The sequence below is a fragment of the Chryseobacterium shigense genome, from assembly GCF_900156575.1.
Classification (GTDB): domain Bacteria; phylum Bacteroidota; class Bacteroidia; order Flavobacteriales; family Weeksellaceae; genus Chryseobacterium; species Chryseobacterium shigense.
Genome location: NZ_FTNY01000006.1, coordinates 59330 through 84502, shown reverse-complemented (window position 1 = coordinate 84502; position 25173 = coordinate 59330). Strand labels below are relative to the sequence as shown.

The 25173-nt window shown below is 38.5% G+C and carries 22 protein-coding genes; 20 read left to right on the top strand and 2 right to left on the bottom strand.

Features of this window, described 5'->3' with window-relative positions:
• Window positions 1-75 precede the first annotated feature (75 nt).
• The 19 genes from BW964_RS18950 (at window position 76) to BW964_RS18865 (ending at window position 18941) form a co-directional block, all read left to right on the top strand.
• Complete coding sequence (locus BW964_RS18950; RefSeq protein ID WP_076509608.1) at window positions 76-1209, top strand: GNAT family N-acetyltransferase; 1134 nt, start codon at window positions 76-78, stop codon at window positions 1207-1209.
• Window positions 1210-1313: 104 nt separating this feature from the next.
• Window positions 1314-1490: a hypothetical protein gene (locus BW964_RS22595; protein ID WP_165789192.1), complete on the top strand. Its 177-nt coding sequence runs from the start codon at window positions 1314-1316 to the stop codon at window positions 1488-1490.
• Window positions 1491-1611: 121 nt separating this feature from the next.
• The gene (locus BW964_RS18945) at window positions 1612-1983 is read left to right on the top strand and encodes an NADH-quinone oxidoreductase subunit A (RefSeq protein ID WP_073331935.1); all 372 of its coding nucleotides are present in this window, start codon (window positions 1612-1614) and stop codon (window positions 1981-1983) included.
• Window positions 1984-2078: 95 nt separating this feature from the next.
• Window positions 2079-2639, top strand: coding sequence for an NADH-quinone oxidoreductase subunit B (locus BW964_RS18940; protein ID WP_047454729.1), 561 nt, complete (start codon window positions 2079-2081; stop codon window positions 2637-2639).
• A gap of 5 nt (window positions 2640-2644) precedes the next feature.
• Window positions 2645-3139: an NADH-quinone oxidoreductase subunit C gene (locus BW964_RS18935; protein ID WP_076509606.1), complete on the top strand. Its 495-nt coding sequence runs from the start codon at window positions 2645-2647 to the stop codon at window positions 3137-3139.
• A gap of 74 nt (window positions 3140-3213) precedes the next feature.
• A complete protein-coding gene (gene nuoD / locus BW964_RS18930) occupies window positions 3214-4437 on the top strand; it encodes an NADH dehydrogenase (quinone) subunit D (protein WP_076509604.1) in 1224 nt (407 codons plus the stop codon).
• 128 nt (window positions 4438-4565) lie between these two features.
• Complete coding sequence (locus BW964_RS18925) at window positions 4566-5075, top strand: NADH-quinone oxidoreductase subunit NuoE family protein (RefSeq protein WP_073331942.1); 510 nt, start codon at window positions 4566-4568, stop codon at window positions 5073-5075.
• Between the two features lie 76 nt (window positions 5076-5151).
• Complete coding sequence (nuoF, locus tag BW964_RS18920) at window positions 5152-6510, top strand: NADH-quinone oxidoreductase subunit NuoF (RefSeq protein ID WP_076509602.1); 1359 nt, start codon at window positions 5152-5154, stop codon at window positions 6508-6510.
• 10 nt (window positions 6511-6520) lie between these two features.
• Window positions 6521-7411 carry a hypothetical protein gene (locus BW964_RS18915; protein WP_076509892.1) on the top strand — a complete coding sequence of 297 codons (891 nt, stop codon included), beginning with the start codon at window positions 6521-6523 and terminating at the stop codon, window positions 7409-7411.
• 43 nt (window positions 7412-7454) lie between these two features.
• Complete coding sequence (locus BW964_RS18910) at window positions 7455-8453, top strand: NADH-quinone oxidoreductase subunit G (RefSeq protein ID WP_076509600.1); 999 nt, start codon at window positions 7455-7457, stop codon at window positions 8451-8453.
• A gap of 95 nt (window positions 8454-8548) precedes the next feature.
• Window positions 8549-9613 (top strand): NADH-quinone oxidoreductase subunit NuoH, encoded by a 1065-nt coding sequence (gene nuoH, locus BW964_RS18905; protein WP_076509599.1) that lies wholly within the window; start codon window positions 8549-8551, stop codon window positions 9611-9613.
• Window positions 9614-9725: 112 nt separating this feature from the next.
• Window positions 9726-10283: a NuoI/complex I 23 kDa subunit family protein gene (locus BW964_RS18900; RefSeq protein ID WP_034703566.1), complete on the top strand. Its 558-nt coding sequence runs from the start codon at window positions 9726-9728 to the stop codon at window positions 10281-10283.
• Window positions 10283-10780 (top strand): NADH-quinone oxidoreductase subunit J family protein, encoded by a 498-nt coding sequence (locus BW964_RS18895; protein WP_073331955.1) that lies wholly within the window; start codon window positions 10283-10285, stop codon window positions 10778-10780. The genes BW964_RS18900 and BW964_RS18895 overlap by 1 nt, the downstream gene beginning before the upstream one ends.
• 4 nt (window positions 10781-10784) lie before the next feature.
• Window positions 10785-11114, top strand: coding sequence for an NADH-quinone oxidoreductase subunit NuoK (gene nuoK, locus BW964_RS18890; RefSeq protein ID WP_034730724.1), 330 nt, complete (start codon window positions 10785-10787; stop codon window positions 11112-11114).
• A gap of 3 nt (window positions 11115-11117) precedes the next feature.
• Entirely contained in the window at window positions 11118-13031 is a 1914-nt protein-coding gene (gene nuoL, locus BW964_RS18885) for an NADH-quinone oxidoreductase subunit L (RefSeq protein ID WP_076509597.1), read from the top strand.
• Complete coding sequence (locus tag BW964_RS18880; RefSeq protein WP_076509595.1) at window positions 13031-14524, top strand: complex I subunit 4 family protein; 1494 nt, start codon at window positions 13031-13033, stop codon at window positions 14522-14524. Before nuoL ends, BW964_RS18880 begins: the two co-directional genes overlap by 1 nt.
• 99 nt (window positions 14525-14623) lie before the next feature.
• Complete coding sequence (locus BW964_RS18875; RefSeq protein ID WP_076509593.1) at window positions 14624-16009, top strand: NADH-quinone oxidoreductase subunit N; 1386 nt, start codon at window positions 14624-14626, stop codon at window positions 16007-16009.
• A gap of 246 nt (window positions 16010-16255) precedes the next feature.
• Entirely contained in the window at window positions 16256-16507 is a 252-nt protein-coding gene (locus BW964_RS18870; protein WP_076509591.1) for a hypothetical protein, read from the top strand.
• A gap of 127 nt (window positions 16508-16634) precedes the next feature.
• On the top strand, window positions 16635-18941 hold the full coding sequence (locus BW964_RS18865; RefSeq protein WP_076509589.1) for a GAF domain-containing protein: 2307 nt from the start codon (window positions 16635-16637) through the stop codon (window positions 18939-18941).
• A gap of 100 nt (window positions 18942-19041) precedes the next feature.
• On the opposite strand, the gene BW964_RS18860 is transcribed toward BW964_RS18865, so the two are convergent.
• Both BW964_RS18860 and BW964_RS18855 read right to left on the bottom strand, forming a co-directional pair.
• Window positions 19042-19965: a bestrophin family protein gene (locus BW964_RS18860; protein WP_076509587.1), complete on the bottom strand. Its 924-nt coding sequence runs from the start codon at window positions 19963-19965 to the stop codon at window positions 19042-19044.
• Window positions 19966-19983: 18 nt separating this feature from the next.
• Window positions 19984-21165 (bottom strand): Pycsar system effector family protein, encoded by a 1182-nt coding sequence (locus tag BW964_RS18855; RefSeq protein WP_076509585.1) that lies wholly within the window; start codon window positions 21163-21165, stop codon window positions 19984-19986.
• 26 nt (window positions 21166-21191) lie between these two features.
• Here BW964_RS18855 and BW964_RS18850 point away from each other — a divergent pair, with 26 nt between their 5' ends.
• The gene (locus tag BW964_RS18850; RefSeq protein WP_076509583.1) at window positions 21192-24905 is read left to right on the top strand and encodes a metallophosphoesterase; all 3714 of its coding nucleotides are present in this window, start codon (window positions 21192-21194) and stop codon (window positions 24903-24905) included.
• Window positions 24906-25173: the final 268 nt, after the last annotated feature.

The following is a 25173-nucleotide window of genomic DNA, read 5'->3' as shown; positions in this document are numbered from 1 at the left end:
ACCATAATGATGTAAAAACTGTGCCAAAGTATTACATATTATTATTTATATTTGTCCTTTAATTACCCTCTCATTATGTCTGAAGTTTCAGTTATTGAAGTTAAAAACCAAAGCGAATTAAAACAATTCGTAAGGTTTCCGATGGATCTTTATAAAAACAACCCCTATTATGTTCCTTCTTTTGTCAAAGACGAATTTAAACTTTGGGATCCAAAAGAAAACCCAGCTTTAAATTATTCAAAATCCAGGCAATTTCTGGCATTCAAAGACCATAAAGTGGTGGGAAGAATTGCTGTGATCATCAATCACAAAGAGGAAAAGGAATTAGGAATTAAAAAAGTGCGTTTCGGATGGATCGATTTCATTGATGATAAGGAGGTCTCTAAAGCTTTGATTCAAAAAGCAATAGATTATGCCAAAGAAAACAAGATAGACAAGATTGAAGGACCTATGGGGTTCACTAATCTCGATAAAGCCGGAATGCTGACCATGGGATTTGACAAGCTGGCCACTATGATCGGAATTTACAATCACGAATACTACCCTAAGCACCTGGAAGAACTGGGACTTGTCAAAGAAAAAGAATGGGTGGAATACGAAATGAACTTCCCGAAAATATTACCTGAAAAAGTAGAAAAATTCAGTGGATTGATTGCACAAAAATACAAGCTTAAAGTTCTTAATTTCAAATCGAAACAGGAGATCCTGCCGTTTGTGGAACCTATGTTTAAGCTTCTTGACGAAACTTATAAACACCTTTCTACCTACACCCCTATTTCAGATGAACAGATACAAACCTACCGAGAAAAATATTTCCCTTTTATAGACAAAAACTATGTCATCTGTGTTGTAGACGAAAACAACGAGCTGGTTTCTTTTGCCATCACGATGCCTTCTTATTCAAAGGCTTTACAGAAATCAAAAGGAAAGCTGTTTCCTTTGGGATGGTGGCATTTTTTACAGGCTGGAAAGAAAAATGACCGCGCCAACTTTTACCTGATCGGAATTCACCCCGAATATCAGAGACGTGGGGTGACCGCCATTATTTTCAAAGAAATTTTTGTTCGTTTTACCAGTATGGGAATCGATTTTGCCGAGACCAATCCTGAGCTTGAAGAAAACAAAAGTGTCCAGGTTCTGTGGCAGGACTACAATCCGGTGAACCATAAAAGAAGAAGAACATACTCGTTGATGATAACCGATCATTAATGATTGATAAAGGATGAGTTATTAGTGATTTATTTCAAATATGAAGCTAATAACTCATATTTTTCACTCCGAACCCGAACTCCATAACCCGTATCCCCTGCCTTATGAAACCACATCTTATTGTTTTCGCTGTTCTGATCGCAGCATTTATCGCTTACAACTTCTTTTTCAAAATCGAAGACGACAGAATGAATACGGTAGTTAATATAATCCTGGCCAGTATTCTTTTTGGATATATTTCATTCATGGCCTACTCTCTCCTCAAAAAAATGAAGAAATAAGTACTATTTTTATTGATTCTAAATTACCACTTTTCCCTATTTTCATCCCACTTTTAAGCTTATTAATTTCATGCTTTATTGTTTATTCGCTAAATTTGCAAATTGAGATAATAATGCAAAAATGAATTTACCTGAAAGTTATATTCCAATCCTTATTCAAGCAGGTGTAGCCATGGCGTTTGTAGCCGTTTCTTTGCTTGGAGCCCATTTTCTGGGACCGAAACAGAAAAAAGGAAATTCTGTAAAGAATCAAAGCTGGGAATGTGGAGTTCCAGTAGAAGGAAATGCGAGAACACCGTTTTCTATTAAGTACTTCCTGACAGCGGTATTGTTCGTACTATTCGATATTGAAATCGTATTTTTTTACCCATACGCGGTTAATTTCAGAGAATTCGGAGTAGAAGGATTCCTGGCCGTACTTACGTTCGTCGCAATCTTCTTCATGGCGTTTTTCTATGTTTGGAAACGTGGTGCACTAGATTGGGATAAATAAATTTTAACATTAGAAGATTGAATGGATTTGAAAATTTAAAGAAGGATCATATTTTTAAATTTTAAATGTTTTAATCTTTAAATATTTAATAAAAAATGTCAGACAAAAAACCAGTAATAAGAACAGATGCACCTGCTCCCGAAGGATTTGAAGGAGAAGGGTTTTTCGCAACGAAACTGAGCAGTGTAATCGGGATGGCTAGAAAGTTTTCTCTTTGGCCCTTACCATTTGCTACTTCTTGTTGTGGTATCGAGTTTATGGCTACCCTGAATCCTACCTATGATGCTTCAAGATTTGGTATGGAAAGAAACTCTTTCTCACCAAGACAGGCAGATATGTTGATGGTTTGTGGAACGATATCTAAAAAACTAGGACCCGTCCTGAAAGAAGTTTACACTCAGATGGCAGAGCCAAAATGGGTGGTTGCTGTTGGAGCTTGTGCTTCCAGCGGTGGTATTTTTGATACCTACTCTGTATTACAGGGAATTGATAAAATTATTCCGGTGGACGTTTACGTTCCGGGATGCCCTCCGAGACCGGAGCAGATCATTGAAGGGGTCATGCAGGTTCAGGCTCTTTGCGAAAGCGAAAGCATCAGAAGAAGAGATATGCCTGAATATCAGAAATTACTAGATTCTTACAACATAAGCAACTAAGGGAAATGACAAACGAATTTGTATTAGAAGCCATTACAAGAGAATTTCCGGATTCTGTTATTTCAAGCTCAGAACCTTATGAAATGTTGACGATTGAAGTGAAGAAAGAGGATATCAAAAAGATCATTCATTATCTGAGAGATTCATCGCTGGAATTTAATTTCCTTACTGATATCTGTGGTATTCATTATCCTGAGTTCCCTGAAAAGGAAATCGGTGTTGTGTATCACCTACACAATATGATGGCCAATTTCAGATTACGTCTGAAAATCTTTATGTCCAGAGAAAATATCGAAGTGGATTCTCTTGTAGAATTATTTGCCGGAGCGAACTGGATGGAAAGAGAAACGTTTGACTTCTACGGAATTAAATTTAAAGGACATCCTGATCTGAGACCGATCCTGAATATGGAAGATCTCGGATACCATCCTATGCTGAAGGAATACCGTCTGGAAGATGGAACAAGAACAGATAAGGACGATAATATGTTCGGAAGATAAAAATAATGCAATAAGCAGTAAGCTATAAGCAACAAGCTTAAAGCCTAAAGCCTAGAGCCTAAAGCATTTAAATTATGAAAGATAACTCATTATCTAATATACTTAACCAATACGAAAGTAAGGAGCAAATTGACGGGCAGTTGTATACCCTAAATTTAGGACCTACCCACCCTGCAACCCACGGGATCTTCCAGAATATCTTAACGATGGACGGAGAAAGGATTCTTCACGCAGAACAAACCGTAGGATACATCCACAGAGCCTTTGAAAAAATTTCTGAAAGAAGAAATTATTCTCAGATCACCACCCTTACCGACCGTATGAATTACTGTTCTGCACCGATCAATAACCTGGGTTGGCACATGACAGTAGAAAAGCTGATCGGCATAAAAGTTCCGAAGCGTGTAGATTATATGCGTGTTATTTTGATGGAATTAGCCAGAATCGGTGACCACCTGATCTGTAACGGGGTAACCGGAATGGATGCAGGAGCGATTACAGGTCTTACCTACATGTTTATCGAAAGAGAACGTATTTACGACATGTACGAGCAGATTTGCGGAGCAAGAATGACGACCAATATGGGAAGAATCGGAGGTTTTGAAAGAGACTTCACTCCAAAATTCCATGAGTTATTACAGGACTTCTTAAAAACCTTCCCGGCAAGATTTAAAGAATTCGGTACCCTATTAGAAAGAAACAGAATTTTCATGGACAGAACCATTGGTGCAGGAGCAATTTCTGCCGAAAGAGCATTAAGCTATGGTTTTACCGGGCCGAACTTACGTGCAGCAGGAGTAGATTATGATGTAAGAGTGGCACAACCTTATTCATCTTACGAAGATTTCGACTTCATCATTCCTGTAGGAACTGCAGGTGATACCTACGACCGTTTTATGGTTCGTCAGCAGGAAATCTGGGAATCCCTTAAAATCATCAACCAAGCCTACGACAATCTTCCAGAAGGGCCATTCCACGCGGATGTTCCGGATTTCTATCTTCCTGAAAAGGCAGATGTTTACAAAAAAATGGAAGCTTTAATCTACCATTTCAAAATCGTTATGGGAGAAACGGAGGTGCCTAAAGGAGAAGTTTACCATGCTGTAGAAGGTGGAAACGGAGAATTAGGATTCTATCTGGTGAGCGATGGAGGAAGAAGTCCTTACAGACTTCACTTCAGAAGACCATGCTTCATCTATTACCAAGCCTATCCTGAAATGATCACAGGTTCTGTGATTTCAGATGCGATCGTAACGATGTGTAGCATGAATATTATTGCGGGAGAATTAGACGCATAATATAGTAGACAATAAGATAAAAGAAGAAAGATAAAAGACTTTCTTCAACCCAATATAAATACGAATTTAGAATAACGGACTTCAGAATCTTTTTTCTTTGTTCTTTATTCTTTAATCTCAGATAAAAAATGAGCGAAACAATAGCTTTTAAACCGGAAAGTTTAGCACAGGTACATAAAATTATGGCGAGATATCCTGAAGGTAGACAAAAATCTGCTCTTCTTCCTGTTCTACACATAGCACAGAAAGAATTCGGAGGATGGTTAGACGTTCCTGTAATGGATTATGTTGCTGAATTATTAAGTATTAAGCCAATTGAAGTATATGAAGTAGCTACTTTTTATACCATGTTCAATATGAAGCCGGTTGGTAAATATGTTTTGGAAGTTTGCAGAACGGGACCTTGCATGGTTTGCGGAAGCGAAAAAATCCTTGATCATATCAGAACTAAACTCAACATTAAGGATGGAGAAACTACCGAAGACGGGATGTTTACTTTAAAGCCTGCTGAATGTCTTGGCGCATGCGGATATGCTCCCATGTTGCAGCTTGGAAAATTCTTTCATGAAAATTTAACAATAGAAAAAGTAGACGAAATCCTGGATCTTTGCAGAGAAGGACAAATCGCTTTAGACTAATAAATTGTAATAAAATTAAAATAGCCATAAGCTAAAGGTCATCAACCCATAGCCCAACGCTAAAAGAATAAAAAAAATGAGTAAAAAACTTTTACTTAAAGACGCCCATATAGAAGGTATTCGCTACTTTGAAACTTACCGTAAACAGGGAGGTTACACCGCAGCTGAAAAAGCCTTGAAAATGACACCCGAGGAAATCTTGGAAGAAGTAAAAACTTCAGGACTTCGTGGACGTGGTGGAGCAGGATTCCCAACAGGAATGAAATGGAGCTTTCTGGCAAAACCGGAAGGCGTACCAAGACACCTTGTAGTGAATGCGGATGAATCAGAACCTGGTACATTCAAAGACAGATATCTGATGGAATTTCTTCCTCATTTACTGATTGAAGGAATGTTGATTTCATCTTTTGTTTTAGGTTCCAATGTTTCTTATATCTACATCCGTGGAGAATACTCATGGATCCCTGATATCTTGGAAGAAGCCATTGAAGAAGCTAAAGCAGCAGGATTTTTAGGTAAAAATATCTTAGGAACAGGTTTCGACTGTGAAATTTATGTTCAGAGAGGAGGAGGAGCTTATATTTGTGGTGAAGAAACCGCATTGCTGGAATCCCTTGAAGGTAAAAGAGGAAATCCAAGGTTAAAACCACCATTCCCGGCTGTAAAAGGACTTTGGGAAAGACCAACGGTGGTCAACAACGTGGAATCTATTGCCGCTATCGTTCCAATCATTGATATTACAGGAGCTGAATATGCTAAAATCGGGGTAGGAAGATCTACAGGAACGAAATTAATTTCGGCTTGTGGAAACATCAACAAACCCGGAGTTTATGAAATAGATATGACCATTACGGTTGAAGAATTCATTTATTCTGATGAATACTGCGGCGGAATTAAAGACGGAAAAAGATTAAAAGCTTGTATCCCCGGAGGAAGCTCAGTTCCGATTGTTCCTGCTAATTTATTATTAAGAACGGTAAACGGAGAACCAAGATACATGAACTATGAATCATTAGCTGACGGTGGTTTTGCTACCGGAACCATGATGGGTTCAGGAGGTTTTATTGTTTTGGATGAAGACCAGTGTATCGTGGAACATACCATGACTTTAGCGAGATTTTATCATCATGAAAGCTGTGGACAGTGTACCCCTTGCCGTGAAGGAACGGGATGGATGCACAAGATCTTAAAGAAGATAGAAAAAGGAGAAGGAAAAATGGAAGACATCGACCTTCTTTGGGATATTCAGAGAAAAATTGAAGGAAATACTATTTGTCCATTGGGTGATGCAGCGGCCTGGCCTGTTGCAGCAGCCATCCGTCACTTTAGAGACGAGTTTGAATGGCACGTGAAAAACCCTGAATTATCTCAGACCCAGAATTATGGATTGGCACATTATGCAGATCCTATTCCTGCAGTTGAAAAAAATGCTTAGACCGATTAAAATGAAGAAGTTATTAGTTGTTGGATTAGTTATCTCAAATTTTGTTTTTGCACAGAGAACTAAAAATGATACTTTACAATATGAAGCTGATTATTTACCAACGGTAGGTCCGGCTTCTATTAAAAAGAAAGAAAAACCGGCACCATTAAGTAAAAAAGGTCAGGTGTTTGTTTTTTACGGATGGAACAGAGGCGCTTTCAGCAATTCTGATATCCATTTCACAGGAAACGGTTACGATTTTCAGTTGAATAATGTACAGGCAAGAGACAAACCTACCAAGTTCGGAATCGTTTATATCGATCCAAGCTGGTTTACCGTAACACAGTATAACTTCAGACTGGGATATTTTATCAAAGATAATTTAGCCCTTGTTTTAGGGATAGATCATATGAAATATGTGATGAAACAGGACCAGACGGCTGATTTTTCAGGAACCATTTCAGATCCCAAATATGCAGGAATGGTACAGAACGGACAGGTTAATTTAGCCGACAGCCAGTTCCTTACTTTCGAGCATACCGACGGATTAAATTATGAAAACTTAGGTCTTGAGAAATATAAAAATCTTATTCATAAGAAAAATATAGATTTAGTATGGTCTTATGGAGCAGGAATCGGGGTAATGTTTCCAAAAAGTAATATCAAGCTTTTCGGAAATGAAAGAAGCGACCGTTTTCACGTTGCAGGGATGGGAACCGACCTTAGAACCAGTCTTAACATGGTTTTCTGGAAAAACTGGATGATCAGAGCAGAAGCTAAAGCCGGATATATCAATATGTGGGATATTAAAACTACATTAAATAACAAGCCGGATAAAGCGCGTCAGGATTTTGTTTTCGGGCAGGTCCTTGCAGGAGTAGGGTATACATTTAACACGAAGAAGTATAATTAAAATATAGCTTATCGCCTTAAAAGCATAAGCGAAAGCATAGAATATGAGCGAAGAGGTTAAAAAATTCAAAATAACTATAGACGGACAGACTACTGAAGTTTTGCCTGGGACTTCTATTTTGGAAGCTGCCAGACAAATCGGTGGAAAATCTGTACCTCCTGCAATGTGCTATTACAGCAAATTGGAAACCAGTGGAGGGAGATGTAGAACTTGCTTAGTCGAAGTTTCGAAAGGATCTGAAGCAGATCCGCGCCCTATGCCTAAATTAGTTGCTAGTTGCAGAACTAACGTAATGGACGGTATGGAAGTGAAAAATCTTTCTTCTGAAAAAGCTCAGGAAGGTAGAAAAGCCGTTACCGAATTCTTATTGGTGAACCACCCTCTGGACTGCCCAGTGTGCGACCAGGCCGGTGAATGCCACCTTCAGGATCTTGGCTACGAGCACGGAAACTTTGAGACAAGAACTGAATTTGAAAGAAATACTTACGAAGCAGACGATCTTGGTCCAAACATCAAGTTGAATATGAACCGTTGTATTCTTTGTGCAAGATGTGTATTGGCCGCCAATCAGTTAACAGGTGAAAGAGAACATGGTATTCTTTTCAGAGGAGATCACGCTGAAATTTCTACTTATTTAAATAAAGCTTTAGATAATGACTTTATCGGAAATGTTATCGATGTTTGCCCGGTAGGTGCATTAACAGACAGAACTTCCCGTTTTGCAAGCAGAGTTTGGTTCACAAAACCAATGAATGCTACCTGCAAATGTGATAAATGTTCAGGAAAAGCCGTAGTTTGGATGAAAGGTGACGAAATTGTAAGAGTTACTGCCAGAAAAGATCAATGGGGTGAAGTAGAAGAATTCATCTGCGATACCTGTCGTTTCGAAAGAAAAGAACTGTCTGACTGGAATATTGAAGGTCCCAGACATATCGACAGACATTCGGTTATTTCATTGAACCACTACGAAAAACCTAAGGATGAGCTAAGAGTTTTAGACAATCCTATGGCCAAAGAAATCAGTGAAAAAGACGAAAAATAATTAATAAGACATCAGATCTCAGACCACAGACGTCAGACCGTAGATTTTAAATCTGATATCTGGCATCTGCCATCTAGTATCTAAATAAATAAAAAATGGATTTACTAACATTTAAACTTATACTTGTACTAGCACTTTTCCTGCTGTCTCTTACGATAGCCGCCTACTCTACCTGGGCAGAAAGAAAAGTTGCCTCTATCATGCAGGATAGAATTGGTCCCAACAGAGCCGGACCTTTCGGACTACTGCAGCCACTGGCCGACGGTGGAAAGTTTTTCTTTAAAGAAGACTTTACCCCTGCCAATGCTGAAAAGTTTCTTTTCGTATTGGGACCGGCATTGGTTATGTTTATTTCATTGATCACAGGAGCGGTTATTCCCTGGGGTAAAAGTTTAAATATTGCAGGTACTTCCTTTGATTTACAGGTAGCCAACATCGACGTTGGGGTACTTTTCATCATCGGAATGGCTTCAATCGGTGTATACGGAATCATGATCGGAGGTTGGGCTTCGAATAACAAATATTCATTATTAGGTGCTATCCGTGCTTCTTCGCAGATGATCTCTTACGAATTGGCGATGGGATTAGCATTACTTTCTATCATTATGATGACGGGAAGTTTGGATTTAAAAGAAATTACGGAAAGTCAGACAACAGGAAAATTATGGGGAGTTATTCCATGGGTTTCCGGTATGAACTGGAACATCTTCTATCAGCCGATTGCTTTCCTTGTATTCTTTGTAGCTGCTTTGGCAGAAACCAACAGACACCCTTTCGATTTACCTGAATGTGAATCTGAATTGGTAACAGGATATTCTACGGAATATTCTTCCATGAAATTGGGATTATATATGTTCGGTGAATATGTGAACATGTTTATCTCCAATGCTTTCATGGTGGTTCTTTTCTTCGGAGGTTACAACTATCCTGGAATTGAATGGGTAACTCAACACTGGGGCGAAAACGCTGCAGGAATCTTGAGTATCGTAGCATTCTTAACAAAAACGGTAATCGGAATTCTGATCTTTATGTGGATCAGATGGACGCTTCCAAGATTTAGATATGACCAACTGATGCACTTAGGATGGAAAACGCTTATCCCAATGGCATTGGTCAATCTATTGATTACAGGTGCTGTGATTTTAGCATTTGCAAACTAGAATAATTTAAAAATGAGATGATGTGATGATGTGATAATATGGTGATGCGGGAAAGAAAAACCCACTTCCATCTTCTAACATCTAACGTCTAACATCTAACATCCATAATTAAATGAAACTTACAAACAGATCAAAAGTTGTTTCCAACAAAGAAATGACCCTTGCTGAAAAAATCTATCTTCCTGCTATTTTTACCGGGATGGGGATTACCTTTAAGCATGCTGTAAGAACCGTGATAAAAGGTGCTCCGGCAGTATATTCATATCCGGAAGTACAGAAACCCAGAACTACGATCTGGAGAGGTCAGCACGTTCTGAAAAGAGACGAAGAAGGCAGAGAAAGATGTACAGCCTGTGGACTTTGTGCCGTAGCCTGTCCTGCAGAAGCCATCACTATGACGGCTTCAGAGAGAACGAAGGAGGAAAAAGGTCTTTACAGAGAAGAAAAATATGCATCAGTATACGAAATCAATATGCTGAGATGTATTTTCTGCGGAATGTGTGAAGAAGCCTGTCCTAAATCCGCGATCTATCTTACAGACAGATTGGTGGATGTAGAAACCAACAGAGGATCTTTCATCTATGGAAAAGATAAATTGGTTGAAAAAATAAATGAAAGGATTGACATTACGACAAGACAATCCGAGAAACAAAAAAATGCGGTAAAATAATGGATCAGTTTTTATTTTTCTTGGTGGCGTTTTTAGCAGTAGCTAGTGCAGTATATTTTGTATTTGCAAGAAATCCTCTCTATGCTATTTTGTCATTAATTGTTACGATGTTTTCAATTGCCGGAATGTACATTCTTCTGAATGCGCAGTTCCTTGCAATCATTCAGATTATAGTATACGCGGGAGCCATCATGGTATTATTCCTTTATATCCTGATGATGCTTAACCTTAATAAACAAGACGAAAGTAAGAAGAACAATACTTTAAAATTTGTTGGAGTTTTTACAGCCGGTCTTTTATTAATTGGAGTTTTAGGCGTATTCAGAGGAGTAACCGATAACCACATTGTATTGGAAGATGTAGACAAAGGAGTGGGTCTTACTAAAAATCTGGGCAGACTTTTGTTTAATCAATATGTTTTACCGTTTGAGCTTGCATCCATCCTTATTTTGGCAGGTATTGTAGGTGCGGTATTAATCGGTAAAAAAGATTTATAAAATTATGGGAGAAGTAAATACATTTATACAAAGCGTCCCTCTGAACTATTTCATCATGCTTTCTTCAGTATTGTTCTGTCTGGGAGTATTGGGAGTATTGTTGAGAAAAAACGCTATTGTTATTTTGGGCTGTGTAGAGCTTATGCTGAATTCTGTAAACCTTTTATTGGCTGCTTTTTCAGCGTATAAAGGAAACGGAGACGGACAGCTTTTAGTTTTCTTCATTATGGTGGTAGCCGCCGCTGAAGTTGCGGTAGGTCTGGCAATTATTGCTATGCTATATAGAAATACCCGTTCTGTGGATGTAAGTATATTTAATAAATTAAGAGGATAAGGAATGGAAAATTTAGTGTATGCAATAGTACTTTTACCACTTTTAGGGTTTCTTATTAACGGTTTATTCGGAAAAAATCTTCCCAAAATATTCGTAGGCTCTCTGGCTACAGCAATGGTTTTCGGATCATTCTGTATTGCAGTAAGTCTTTTCATGAAATTTGATTCTGAAAGTCAGCCTATCATCGTTAAGGCTTTTGAGTGGTTTACAGTAAACGGGATCCAGATTAATGTCGGATTTCAGATTGATCAGCTTTCGTTAATGATGGTGATGATCATTACCGGGATCGGTTCTCTGATTCATTTATATTCTATCGGATATATGAGCCACGACAAAGGATTCTATAAGTTCTTTACTTATCTGAATCTTTTCATCTTCTCGATGTTACTTTTAGTAATGGGAAGCAATTACCTGATCCTGTTCATCGGATGGGAAGGGGTAGGTCTTTGTTCTTACCTGTTGATCGGATTCTGGTATACCAATGAAGAATACGGTAAAGCAGCAAGAAAAGCTTTCATCATGAACAGAATTGGTGACCTTGCCTTACTGATCGGGATCTTCATGATCGCGGCTCAGACCAATGCAGTGGATTACCTTACCGTAGCACAGAACTCTTCAAAATTTGAATTAGACGGAACAGTAATTATCTTTATTACAGCCAGTTTATTTATCGGGGCTACCGGTAAATCGGCTCAGGTTCCTTTATATACATGGTTACCGGATGCGATGGCCGGTCCTACTCCGGTTTCAGCGTTGATCCACGCGGCAACGATGGTAACGGCAGGTATCTATTTAGTGGTAAGATCAAACTTCTTATTTACTTTGGCCCCTACGGTTCAGGGAGGAATTTTATTCATCGGATTCTTAACAGCTGCTTTGGCTGGATTCTATGCACTTCGTCAGAACGACATCAAAAAAGTATTGGCCTACTCTACCGTTTCACAGCTTGGATTTATGTTCATAGCTTTAGGATTGGGAGCTTATACTACAGCGATGTTCCACGTAATGACACACGCATTCTTCAAAGCACTATTATTCCTGGGAGCAGGTTCTGTGATCCACGCGATGAGCAACGAGCAGGATATGCGTTTCATGGGAGGTCTGAAAAAATACATCCCTATTACCCACGCTACTTTCCTTATCGGAACACTGGCGATCTCAGGTTTCCCTCTATTATCAGGGATGATCTCAAAAGACGAAATTTTAGTAGCAGCATTCGCTAAAAATCCAATGTATTGGGTAATCTTATTTGTTTTAGCGGCAATAACTGCAACGTATATGTTCAGACTGTACTACCTGACCTTCCATGGAGAATTCAGAGGTACGGAAGACCAAAAACATCACTTACACGAAAGCCCGTCTAATATGACCCTTCCGTTAATCGTTCTGGCTATCCTTTCTGTGCTTGGAGGTTTCATTAACCTTCCTCACTTTATCGGACACGGTCATTATGCTAAATTAATGGAATGGCTGAAGCCTGTTCTTACCGAGCAGAGCTACAACCAGATGGAAGCTACTCTTTCAGGAGTTCCGTTTGGGACTGAAATGATCTTATTAGGCGCTACAGTGCTGATGTTCTTCACCGTATGGTTTATCGTAAAAAATACCTACGTGAAAAAGAAAAAAATGGCTCTGGCAGAAGAAAGCTATACCGGATGGGAGAAACTTTCTGCTAAGAAATTATATGTAGACGAACTTTACAATGCATTGATTGTAAAAACTGTTGAAGGATTAGGACGCGGAGGAAAGATGTTTGATAAAGGGATCTTAGACCGTTTTGTAGACTTTGTAGGCGAAGGCGCTGAAGACAGCGGAAAAGCGATGAAGCGCATCCAAAACGGAAATGTAGAGACTTATATTCTTATCATGTCTTTAGCAGTGGGAATTATACTGATTGTTAACTTTATATTACAATAATGTCTGGTTTATTATTAACATTATTACTATTACCTCTAGTAGGTTCGGGATTAGTTTTTGCATGGAAAAATAAATCCAGCAAATATTTGGCGCTAGGAATAGCTTTGATCCAAATGCTTATTACATTTTACATCGCAGCGGATTTTGATTTTAATCCAACGGTGGACAGTGTACTGCAGCACGAGATCAACTACCCTTGGTCACAATTTATTAAAAGCTCACTTCATTTCGGCATCGACGGAATGAGTCTGCTTCTGTTATTGCTGACCAATATTTTAACGCCCATCATTATTTTATCTTCTTTTAATGAAAATGTAAACTATAGAAATACATTCTACGGTCTGATTCTGCTGATGCAGTTCGGTCTTGTAGGCGTGTTCACTTCTTTAGACGGACTGTTGTTCTACATTTTCTGGGAAGTAACCCTGATTCCAATCTGGTTCATCGCCGGACTTTGGGGACAGGAAAATAAAAGATTTGAATTCACAACGAAATTCTTTGTCTATACATTCGTTGGGTCACTATTTATGTTAGCCGGATTGATCTATGTGTACAACCACTCTGCTTCTTTCGCTTTAACAGATTTATACAATGCCCAGCTTAACGAAGCACAACAGACGGTGGTATTCTGGTTTATCTTCTTTGCCTTTGCAGTGAAATTACCAGTATTCCCTTTCCATACGTGGCAGCCGGATACGTACACCTACTCTCCTACTCAGGGATCTATGCTTTTATCAGGGATCATGCTGAAGATGGCGATCTATGGGGTTATCCGTTATCTTCTTCCGATCACTCCTCTTCCTATTGCCGGAATTTCAGGACAGATCGTGATTATACTTGCTATTGTAGGAATTGTTCACGGAGCACTTATCGCGATTATTCAGACCGATATGAAGAGAATCATCGCGTATTCTTCTTTCTCTCACGTAGGATTGATGGTAGCAGGGATCTTCTCTTCTGCAGTGATCACGTTAAGAGGAACATTCAATATTGAAGGAGCTGAAGGAGCGTTAGTACAGACTTTTGCGCATGGTATCAACGTGGTGGGACTATTCTACTGTTGTGATATTTTATACAAGAGATTTAAATCAAGAGACATCAGACAAATGGGAGGTTTAGCCAAAGTAGCTCCTAAGTTTGCCGTGTTGTTCCTGATCATTATATTAGGTTCAATGGGAGTTCCATTAACCAACGGATTCATCGGAGAATTTATTTTGTTGAAATCGGTTTATGACTTTAACGGATTGGCAGCAGTAATCGCTGGTCTTACCGTTATTCTTTGTGCCGTTTACCTGTTGAGATTCTACGGAAAAGCAATGTTTGGTGAAGGAAACGAAGCCGTTTTAAGTACAGCAAAAGATTTATCCGCTGTGGAATTTTCTGTATTGGCAAGTTTATCGGTTTTCGTCATCTTGCTGGGTATATTCCCTCAGCCGGTAATCGATATGGTGAATAGTTCGCTGACGTTTATCTACACAGCAATGGCTAATTAGAAGATTAAAAGATTTAAAAATTAAAAAATTAAGAGATTAAGAAATGAGGAATCAGAAATTGTATCCCATCTCCCCTGTCTCACATCTCAAATCTATATTATGAGTGTTTTAATTATTGTTTTCCTAACGGCAGTTATTGCGTTATTTTCAGGAGTTTTTGAACAAGGAAAATTCGCAAGATACATTGGGATTTTAGGATTGATCATCGCTTTATATGTAAGTTTCTTACCTGAATGTGCTTTCTTTGAAAAGTACAGACACATGTATGAATACACTGCAAATACGGCTTTATTCACCAAAATATCTATTGTAACAACCTTATTGTTATTCTTCCTGGGAGGTTTTGCATTCAGCAATCACAGAAGCCACCAGTCGGAATTATATGCACTGATGCTTTTTGCATTATGCGGAGGAATCGTCCTTTTCGGATACCAGAATCTGGTTACTCTTTTCTTAGGAGTAGAAATTCTTTCCATCCCGTTATATGTAATGGCGGGTGCCAACAAAACTGATTTAAGATCAAACGAAGCTTCGATCAAATATTTCCTGATGGGTGCTTTCGCAACAGGTTTCTTACTGTTCGGGATCGCATTTATCTACGGAAGCAGCGGAAGCTTTGACCTGTATAAAATCCAGGATTTTGGCGTTAAAAATCCAAAAGATGCCATGTTCATTTTAGGTGTTCTGCTTATTTTGTGTGCGTTGGCATTCAAAGTAGCATTAGCCCCTTTCCACATGTGGAGCCCGGACGTATATGCCGGTGCCCCTTCACTTATCACGGCATTCATGGCGAGTGTGGTAAAGATCTCAGGATTCTTTGCTTTGTTCAGATTAATGACCATCGGATTTGGAGGAGTGACAGAACAGTGGATTAATGTTTTTGGAGTATTCTTAATCATCACCTTGCTTTTAGCCAACGTAATGGGTCTTGCCCAGACCAATGCCAAAAGAATGCTGGCTTACTCTTCTGTATCTCACGCTGGATACATCGGATTGGTATTCTTCGGAATGACCAGCCTTTCTACCTATAACCTGGCATTCTATTTATTTGCTTACTCATTATCTACGGTAGGTGTTTTCATGTGTCTGATCTATGTAGAAAAACTGAAGAGAGAAACTTCTTTCGGAGCCTTCAAAGGATTGGCAAAATCTGAACCTCTACTGGCAACTGTTGCAGCGATCTCTATGCTATCAATGGCAGGAGTTCCTTTAACTGCAGGTTTCATGGGGAAATTTGCTTTATTCTCTCAGGCGATGAATTCCAAGCATGGCGTTTTCTTAGTATTGGTAGCGGTATTAGGTTCTGCAGTATCTATTGCTTATTATTTAAGACTGATCATTTCTATGTTCTTCTTTAAAGATTCTACATTCAAATCTTCAGAAAAAGTAACGATTACTTACAATATCGTAGCGGTATTTGTCATCGCATCTATTATTCTGTTGGGTGTTTTCCCGGACCTGTTCGCAAGACAGTTCGGACTGTAAGATCTAACGTAAAAATATACAAAAGCACAACTGAAAAGTTGTGCTTTTTTTGTGGTAAACTGGTCTCTTTAAAAACTTTCAGATGAAACGAATCACAGAAATCCTTTTTTAGCCACCTACTGAACCTGAAAATTATACACCCTCAAAATAGAATTATAAAAAATGTATAAACCTTAACACCAGAAACACTGAGTTTTTATTTAAAATATGCCGGAAAACAGTTAAATTTGAATAACATTGACCACCATGAAAAAAAATCTTATCACTTTATTGACCTCATCAGTCATTGCTGCAGTTGTTTTTTATGTAAGCAAAGACAAAACAGATGTGGGCAATTACGGAATGCTTGTCGCGGCTGTTGCTATTATATTCAGTGTGCCGCTAATGAAATTTCTGTTTCCGGTAACCAAAGAATTAAAGATTGGAACATCAGAATTTTATCCTAATCTTTTTCACAAAACTGTAGATTATTTTAAAAAGAAAAGCAACTACAGATAATGCCCTACCGATTTCAGGATTTTGTTTGATAAAAAGGAGTAAAGCTGCAATAAAAGACAGTTTTCACCAATTTACACCCAATCCGGAAGTGTCCTTTTTTTCATAACTTTACTTTAAATTTCAGCTCTTGGCCAATCTTTATAAAAAAGACGCTCCATTTCAGGTTCTTATATCATTCGAAAAATATTTGGATGTGCTGGAACATATCCGTTATAACGACCGCTTGGAATACCGGGCTAATTATGCTGAATCATTAATTGACAGTACCAAAAATTTTCAGGAACTGAAAGACGGCTTCCAGGATGTTTCACTTCTTGAAAAACATCAAGACCTCATCAGACTGCTACTTGCCGATCTTTTCCCCACAGGATTGACCAATAATGAAATTAAGGCTGCCAGTATTCCGCTTTCCAATGTCACTTTCAACTATACAGAAAGATTTAAACACATCCTTAAAGATGCCGGAAAAGATTTTGAAATAGAGCTGAGAAATATAGATGATGATGAATTTTATGTATTCTGTTGCTGCCTCATCATACAAACATATTTCAAAAGAGACATCAAAAGCACCATGCCGCTTTATTATGATATCCCGAACAGACTGGGAATCATGAAGCACTATAAAATCACGATCAATTCAGATTTTACGGATCTTTACCCTACTGAAACGGCAAAGATTCCTTCTGACGATATACTTGATATGCTGCTGGAAAATCTCGATGATTTCCAGCTTTGGAAAAAATACTTTCCATCGCAATCGTGGGTCCTGAAAGGTTTTGCTATTATTTCACTGGTAGACTGTACTTCAGAAGTTGCATTATCTGACCTGAAGTCGAGTATGATAGAAATCGATCCGGAAGATCTCAGTCCGAATGAAAACCTTGTTGAAATTTTCAAATCTTATTTTGATGTTCCTGAACTTAACTTCGGGCTCATGCTTTTTGACAAAAAAGATCAGAAACTCGGCAGACTTCCGATCTATGAAAATATCTTTACCCACCATGTTCTGGATTTCTGGATCAATGCATTTGATGAAGAAACCCGAAAGAATACATTCACCAATTTAAACCACAACTCCAAACCGATTGTCATCTCAAATGTCAACAATCTGGATGACCCTATCAAAGAACTTCCTTCTTTCAGTATTTTAAGGGATAACAACATCAACAGCTTCATGGTGATTCCCATCATGAAAGACAATGATCTTCTGGCCATCATGGAGTTCACTTCTCCACAAGCCAACAGCTTCAACGGATTGAAGCTGAAAAAAATGGAGTTTTTCACCGATATGATTCTCTTCTCCCTGAACAGATTCAGCTTTGAAAAAAACTACCAGATAGAAGCGATTATCCAGCGAGAATACACCTCCATCCACGACAGTGTGGTGTGGAAGTTCAGAAACGAAGCCGAGAAATATTTCAATGCTTCCCTGGGGAAAAAAATGTATACGCTGAAACAGATCTCATTCAAAAACCTGACCCCTTTGTTCGGGTTCTCTGATATCCGTTCTTCCTCAGAAAAGCGTTTTAATCTCATGCTTGAAGACCTCAACCAGCAACTTGAAACGCTTCAGGATTTATTTACCATGATCAATTCGGACTCAGAAAAATATCTCCTGGCACTGGATGTTTTTGAAAATGAACTGAACAACGAGATCAAAGCTGATACGGAACAACGTCTCCAAAGACTTTTAAGAGAGGAAATCCATCCTTATCTGCAGGGAAAACTGGAACTTAAAACAGACAAAGAGATCAAGACTAAGATCAAAGATTATTTTGTACAGGTTTTTGCACAAACCGATTTATTTTACGCCAACAGAAAAAGCCTGGATGATTCCATAACACTGGTTAACAGAAAACTGGCCGATATGCTGGATGAAAGTCAGGTTAAAGCACAGCAGATCTTCCCACATTATTATGAAAGATTTAAATCTGATGGTGTAGAACACAATCTGTACATTGGGCACAATATTGCACCGGATCTCAACTATACTTCAAAAGAAGTCCACAAATTAAGATACTGGCAGCTTAAAACCATGTGCAACATGGAACGTGAATTTCAAAATTTCAAAAGAGATCTGCCCATCCCGTTAGATATTGCGTCGCTTATTTTTGTTTATAACGAAAAAATAGACATCCGTTTCAGAATGGATGAAAAGCGCTTCGATGTGGACGGTGCCTACAATTCTTATTATGAAATTGTAAAGAAACGTCTGGATAAAGCCCATGTTAAAGACTCTTCAGAAAGAATCACCTGTCCCGGAAAAATCACCATTGTTTATTTCGGTATGGAAAACCAGAGAGAATACTTGGAATATATCAATAAGCTTCAGAAAAAAGGAATTTTGCAGAATGATGTGGAATTTTTAAAAGTAGAAGATTTACAAGGAATCACAGGGCTATTGGCTGTGAGAATTTCATTGACCAATAGCTGAAAAGCTGATCGGAAGAATCCTGAAATATGTATTAAAGTGGGGTAATTATTTGTCTCATTTCATCACCTCTCTCTTCCCCTATCCATTTTCATGTAACGGATTAATCAATAAAATAAGAATCCGGCTTTTTAAGCTCATCCTGCGGTATTCCTGCCTGCTCGAAAATAGAATATTCAATAGTTCTGCAGATGCTGTTCAGCGCCAGATCATTTTCCTCTTCCCCAAACGGTTCCCCTATTTCCTGAATGATCGCATCCAGCGCAATAAAGGTATAACTGATCAAAAGAACGATCAAAGGCATCATCCACCCCAGTGAATCCACCAATCCAAAAGGCAGCCAGAAGCAATACAGATACACCGTGCGGTGAAGCAAAACACTGTACGCAAATGGGAGTGGCGTATTGTAGATTCTTTCACATCCTCCCGAAATATTGGAAAACTGGTTCAGCTGATGATCCATAGAAGTCATAACGATGGTGTCGATATTTCCTTTTCGCTGTTGCTCATTCAGCCAGTCTGCCATAAAACCCAGAATAATGCTTGGAATAAATTTTTTATCCTTCACCTCTTCTGCCTGTTCCGGAGAAAGAAGCCTGGTTAAATGTTCCGTCCCGGATTTATCTCTCAGCTGGTAATTCAGAGACCAGCCAAATGCTGATATTAATTTAATGATCTTTTCCTTTTCTTCTTTCGCTCCTGCGGAAGGATCATTCACCAGGGAAAGAATCTGTCTTGTCAGCGATCTGGTTTCAATCACCAGTGATCCCCAGAGTTTACGGCCTTCCCAGAAACGGTCGTAACTGGCGGAATTACAGAATCCCATGAAAATAGCCAGTGCGAGCCCCAGCAAGGTAAAAATGGTAGGATTAAGATGTACTTTATAATCAAAGATCTTTCCTTTAAAAAAATAAATCGACAGTGAAAATAATAAAATAACACTCAGCTGAACTATAATTTTCTTCAGTACGGAACCTCTCCATATAAACAACATTTTCAGCCAATTGGTCCGCTGTCTGACAATCATCTGTATTTATTTTTTTAATTAAAGAGTAAGAAAAGCATACGCAAAAGAAAGCACGGAAATAATAATTCCAGCCATAAAAATCTTATACGTTATCGATAAAAGCTTATACTTTCTGTCAAGAACTTTTCCCAGAAAATAAAGATCCTTTACCATTGAATCATAGATATAATCCCGGTCTTTGATGAGATCTTTCATGGCATTGTGATAGTCGTTAAACATCATTTGATGAAAGTTTCCGAAGAACAAAAGATTGACTTTCCGGTCTGTGATATCCTGAGCTGTAAAATTGGTTTTGGTTACATTCGGTTTTGTAGATAAGATGGCAAATATAATCGTCAAAACACTTGAAAGCAGCAGCACAAAGCTTGGAATGATCAGATGAGCATTCTTAGGGGTATCCAGCTTAGGAACCAGTACAGAAAGACAGACTGAAATAATGATGGCATTAACGGAAAGAAGAATATTCGCCTTGCTGTCTGCAATATCGCTCAATCTTGTATGATTATTCAAAGTTACCCGGAATAGGGTATCTACGCTACGATCAGATTTTGTGTCTTTAGGTTCCTTCTTACTATCGGATGTTTCTTTTTTGTCCTCTTTTTTATCTTCATCTTTTTCCAGCTTCTTTTCTATTTTCTTGATATTTTTCTTTTTCAGAGGCTCCCAGTTTTCTTTTGCATAATCCGTGTAGTAGTGATGCTTGTTTTTGAGCATATCCAGATTTCCGGCATTCCATTCTTCATTGGAGAAGCACCTCACATTAGTTAGCTCCCACTCCTTTCTCAGGGCGTCAGAAATATCATTGTAATCGTGGCTGGCAAAGTGACTGCAATCCGCATCTTTCACGATCTTCTCCAGAAGATTCTGCGGTTCATAGGTGATCTTTGTCGCCATAATCAATCGCGATACATCTTCAATATAACTTTCAGGATAATTTTCCTGCTTCAGAAAATCGGAAAGAATGGTCACGCCTTTTTCTTCATGGTTCTGGGCACATTCTACATAGCCCGTATCATGAAACCATAGCGCAAGGAGAACCTTTTCCTGATCTTCTTTAGATACAGGAGTACTTCGCATGATCTCTTCTGCCTTATTGACAGTATAGGTCGTATGAATAAAATTATGATAAAAGTATACAGAAGATAACTTATCTTTGAATAAGATTTCGACATAATCTTTAGCTTTGTGTAAAATGCTCATTCCTGATTTTTTGTTATTGTAAATTTATGAATTTATCCTTTAAAACTCATTTAAAAAATACTTCTATTGCCTTTAGAGCAGTATTATCTGCAGGAGTTCTTTATTCCTGCGCAACATATAACGTAAAAAAGGGTAAAAACTTATTTGAAGTTGAAAATTCTGATATAAAATCTGAAAATGATTTTAAAATTTTCCTGATTGGAGATGCCGGAAATGCGGACGAACCTCAGGCACAGCACACCTTAAATTTACTCAAAAACAAACTGGATTCCGCAGACAGCAACTCTATGCTGATCTTCCTGGGTGATAATATCTATCCCAACGGTTTACCCAAAGAATCAGATAAAGACTATGCATTAGCAAAGCAAAAACTGGAAAACCAGTTTTCCATCACCAAGAATTTCAAGGGAAAAACCTTAGTCATTCCCGGAAATCATGACTGGAATAATGGCCTGGAAGGATTGAAAGCACAGGAAGATCTTGTCAGAACTTATTTCAACGATAAAAAATCTTTCCTGCCTAAAAATTCATGCGGTATTGATGATATTAATCTTTCTAAAGACATCAAACTTATCGTCATTGATACCGAATGGGCCCTGGTAAACTGGGATCAGTATCCGGGGGTGAACAAAAACTGCCCGATCAAGACCCGTGAAGATTTCTTCACAGAATTTAAAGATCTTGTCACTAAAAATCAGGATAAAAGAATCATTGTGGCTTTGCACCACCCTATCATCAGTAGCGGAACCCATGCAGGGTTCAATTCTGCAAAATCACATCTTTATCCGTTGAAAAGTAAGGTTCCGGTTCCGGTGGTTGCCAGTGTTATCAATGTCCTGAGAAGTTCTTCCGGAGCAAGTCTTGAAGACATCAACAATCAGCATTATGCAGATCTCGCCAACAGGCTGAAAAGCATCGTTCAGGATAAAGAAAATATTATTTTTGTTTCGGGACATGATCACAATCTGCAGTATCATGAAGAAAGAAATATCAGACAGATCATCAGCGGTGCAGGTTCTAAAACAGACCCTTCCACCATTGCTGAAAAGACCGATTTCTCTTACGGAGGCAGTGGTTTTGCCGTTCTGAATATCAGAAAAGATCAGAGCACCGACGTAGAATATTTTTCGACAAAAGATAACCAGCTTAAAAAACTTACGCATATTTCGGTAATTTCAAAACCGGATGCATTTGTCAATAATTATCCGAAGTCCTTTCCGGGCACCGTTCAATCCAGCGTTTATCCTGTAGAACTTACCCAAAAAGGGAAAGTCTACCGTTGGCTTTGGGGAGAACATTACAGAAAATATTACGGAATCCCGGTTGATGCTCCTACAGCTGATCTGGCTTCATTGAATGGTGGATTTATACCTTTCAGAGAAGGCGGAGGAAACCAATCCAACAGTTTAAGACTAAAAGCAGCCGACGGACAGGAATTTGTCATGCGTGGTGTAAAAAAGAGCGCCGTCCGTTTCCTTAATAATATGGCTTTCAAAAAAAGCACTTTCGGAAATGAGCTAAACAATACCTTTCCAGAAAAGTTCCTGCTTGATTTTTATACGACCAGTCATCCGTTTACTCCTTTTTCAGTGGGAAATATGGCGGATAAACTGAATATCTTCCATAGCAATCCGAAATTATATTATATTCCGAAGCAATATGCTTTGGGAGAATATAACCAAAGCTACGGTGACGAAATGTACATGATCGAAGAACGTTTTTCTTCCGATCCTAAAACACTAGCATCCCTTGACAATGCCAAGGACATTCTTTCCACGGATGATGTTCTGAAAAATTTCACCAAAAACTACAAGTATTCGGTAGACCGTGAATCCTATATCAGAGCAAGGATCTTTGACATGCTGATCGGTGACTGGGACAGACATTCCGACCAGTGGAAATGGGCAGAATATCAGGACGGTGACCAGGTCATTTACAAACCGATCCCGAAAGACAGAGATCAGGCTTTCAGTAAATATGATGGAGCCGCCTTCAAACTTATTATGAATGTTCCGGCCATCCGCCACATGAAAACTTTTAAGGAAGAGATCAAAAATGTAAAGTGGATGAATATGGAGCCGTATCCATTGGATCTTATCTTTTTAAAAGGAGCAACTCCGGAGGAGTGGGCTACGCAGGCCAGGTATATTCAGGAGCACCTTACGGATGCTGATATTGATGAAGCATTCACCAATCTTCCCAAAGAAGTAAAAGATGAAACAATTGCTGATATCCAGAAAAAACTAAAAATCAGAAAAACAAAACTTCAGGACTACGCAGCACAGTATTATGATGTACTGCAGAAAAAAGTTCCTCTGGCAGGAACCGTAAATCCAGATAAATTCGTGATTACCAAAGACGGACATTCCGTTACTGTAAAACAGTATAAACTAGATAAGAACAAGGAAAATCCTGAATTGGTTTTTGAAAAGACCTACGAAGATTCAAAAACCAAAGAGCTTTGGATCTACGGCCTTGAAGATGATGATATTTATGAAGTTTCGGGAGATGGAAGACCGAAAATGAACATCAGGTTAATCGGAGGATACAATCATGATGTCTACAATATCGCTGACGGAAAAAGCGTGAAAATTTATGATTTTAAATCTCAGAAAAATACATACAATGGTTCTGCTACCAAAAACATTTCTGATGATTATGATGTGAATACCTACAATTATAAGCATCCGAAATACAATTTCTTTGCCGGTTATCCGAATGCGGATTACAATCCTGATGACGGGGTGATCCTGGGTGTTTTAGCTAATTATACGGTCAATAATTTTATCAGAGATCCTTATACTCAAAAACATAGTCTTAAGGCTAATTTTTATACGGCTACGGGAGGATTCAATGTGGCCTATAAAGGAATTTTCAAAAAAGCGATATGGGGTTGGGATTTCAACCTTGATGCTGCTTTTACCACTCCGAGATTTTCCGAAAACTTCTTCGGGTTATCCAACGAAAGTTTATACGATAAAGAAAATACCGAAAGAGAATACAACAGAGCCAGAATCTCTAAGTTTAATTTTGCACCATCAATTTCTAAAAAAAGCTGGATGAACCTTGAGCATAAGTTTCAGCTGACCTTTGAAGATAATAAAGTGCAACAAAAAGGTGACCGCTTTGTCGATCAGTCGCCGGATGTAAGATCTGAGGTGTTCGAAAGCCAGCAGTTTGCCGGAGCCAATTATACTTTTAGCTTTAAAAATCTGGATAATAATGCCTTTCCTACTTTAGGTCTGGAGCTCCTGGTGAAAGCAGACTGGAAGACCAATCTTGCCAATACCGAAAGAAATTATTTTACCCTGAACGGAACGCTGGGTATCGATCACAGAATTGACAAAAGAGGAAATTTTGTTTTTGCGAACTCCAGTAATGCAATGTGGATCAGTAATAATAACTTTGAATTTTACCAGGCCGCAAGCATCGGGGGGAACAATGGAATGAGGTCTTTCAGAAATGACAGGTTTTCAGGGAAATCTTATTTCACCAACAATTCTGAGATCCGCTGGGATTTCGGAAGGGTAAGGAACAATATCATTCCTGCCAATATGGGAGTTTTAGTAGGCTATGATGTGGGTCGCGTATGGAATGACAACGAAGATTCTAAAAAGTGGCACCAATCTGTAGGAGCTGGCTTCTGGATGAGCGTTGTGGATATGTTCTCTGCAAGGTTGAATTACTTCTACGGTTCAGATGGAGGCAGAATTTCTGCAGGCGTTGGAATGACTTTCTAAATTGATCTGTTTTATCGATTATACTTAAAATTTTACACATAACTGTGGAGAAATATTCACTCTATTCATTAAATATCAATATAAAAGAAAATTAAAAATCCGCACAATTCATTCGTAAATCATTACAAATAAAGTAAATACGTTTTATAAAACGAATTCATATTTTCCACAACTTTCAATAAACACATCCATAGAACTATATGTTTGTCCATCTTTTAAAAATTCAATGTTTTAAAAAGAATATATATTTGTTTTAAATTATTTCAAC

Bases quoted from the DNA above. Each gene is read 5' to 3' on its own strand.
- nuoF (WP_076509602.1), top strand. From the start codon at position 5,152: ATGAGTAAAAAACTTTTACTTAAAGACGCCCATATAGAAGGTATTCGC.
- BW964_RS18950 (WP_076509608.1), top strand. From the start codon at position 76: ATGTCTGAAGTTTCAGTTATTGAAGTTAAAAACCAAAGCGAATTAAAA.
- BW964_RS18910 (WP_076509600.1), top strand. From the start codon at position 7,455: ATGAGCGAAGAGGTTAAAAAATTCAAAATAACTATAGACGGACAGACT.
- nuoL (WP_076509597.1), top strand. From the start codon at position 11,118: ATGGAAAATTTAGTGTATGCAATAGTACTTTTACCACTTTTAGGGTTT.
- BW964_RS18945 (WP_073331935.1), top strand. From the start codon at position 1,612: ATGAATTTACCTGAAAGTTATATTCCAATCCTTATTCAAGCAGGTGTA.
- nuoD (WP_076509604.1), top strand. From the start codon at position 3,214: ATGAAAGATAACTCATTATCTAATATACTTAACCAATACGAAAGTAAG.
- BW964_RS18915 (WP_076509892.1), top strand. From the start codon at position 6,521: ATGAAGAAGTTATTAGTTGTTGGATTAGTTATCTCAAATTTTGTTTTT.
- nuoK (WP_034730724.1), top strand. From the start codon at position 10,785: ATGGGAGAAGTAAATACATTTATACAAAGCGTCCCTCTGAACTATTTC.
- BW964_RS18875 (WP_076509593.1), top strand. From the start codon at position 14,624: ATGAGTGTTTTAATTATTGTTTTCCTAACGGCAGTTATTGCGTTATTT.
- BW964_RS18900 (WP_034703566.1), top strand. From the start codon at position 9,726: ATGAAACTTACAAACAGATCAAAAGTTGTTTCCAACAAAGAAATGACC.
- BW964_RS18935 (WP_076509606.1), top strand. From the start codon at position 2,645: ATGACAAACGAATTTGTATTAGAAGCCATTACAAGAGAATTTCCGGAT.
- BW964_RS18850 (WP_076509583.1), top strand. From the start codon at position 21,192: ATGAATTTATCCTTTAAAACTCATTTAAAAAATACTTCTATTGCCTTT.
- BW964_RS18940 (WP_047454729.1), top strand. From the start codon at position 2,079: ATGTCAGACAAAAAACCAGTAATAAGAACAGATGCACCTGCTCCCGAA.
- BW964_RS18880 (WP_076509595.1), top strand. From the start codon at position 13,031: ATGTCTGGTTTATTATTAACATTATTACTATTACCTCTAGTAGGTTCG.
- BW964_RS22595 (WP_165789192.1), top strand. From the start codon at position 1,314: ATGAAACCACATCTTATTGTTTTCGCTGTTCTGATCGCAGCATTTATC.
- BW964_RS18925 (WP_073331942.1), top strand. From the start codon at position 4,566: ATGAGCGAAACAATAGCTTTTAAACCGGAAAGTTTAGCACAGGTACAT.
- BW964_RS18855 (WP_076509585.1), bottom strand. From the start codon at position 21,165: ATGAGCATTTTACACAAAGCTAAAGATTATGTCGAAATCTTATTCAAA.
- BW964_RS18870 (WP_076509591.1), top strand. From the start codon at position 16,256: ATGAAAAAAAATCTTATCACTTTATTGACCTCATCAGTCATTGCTGCA.
- BW964_RS18895 (WP_073331955.1), top strand. From the start codon at position 10,283: ATGGATCAGTTTTTATTTTTCTTGGTGGCGTTTTTAGCAGTAGCTAGT.
- BW964_RS18860 (WP_076509587.1), bottom strand. From the start codon at position 19,965: ATGATTGTCAGACAGCGGACCAATTGGCTGAAAATGTTGTTTATATGG.
- nuoH (WP_076509599.1), top strand. From the start codon at position 8,549: ATGGATTTACTAACATTTAAACTTATACTTGTACTAGCACTTTTCCTG.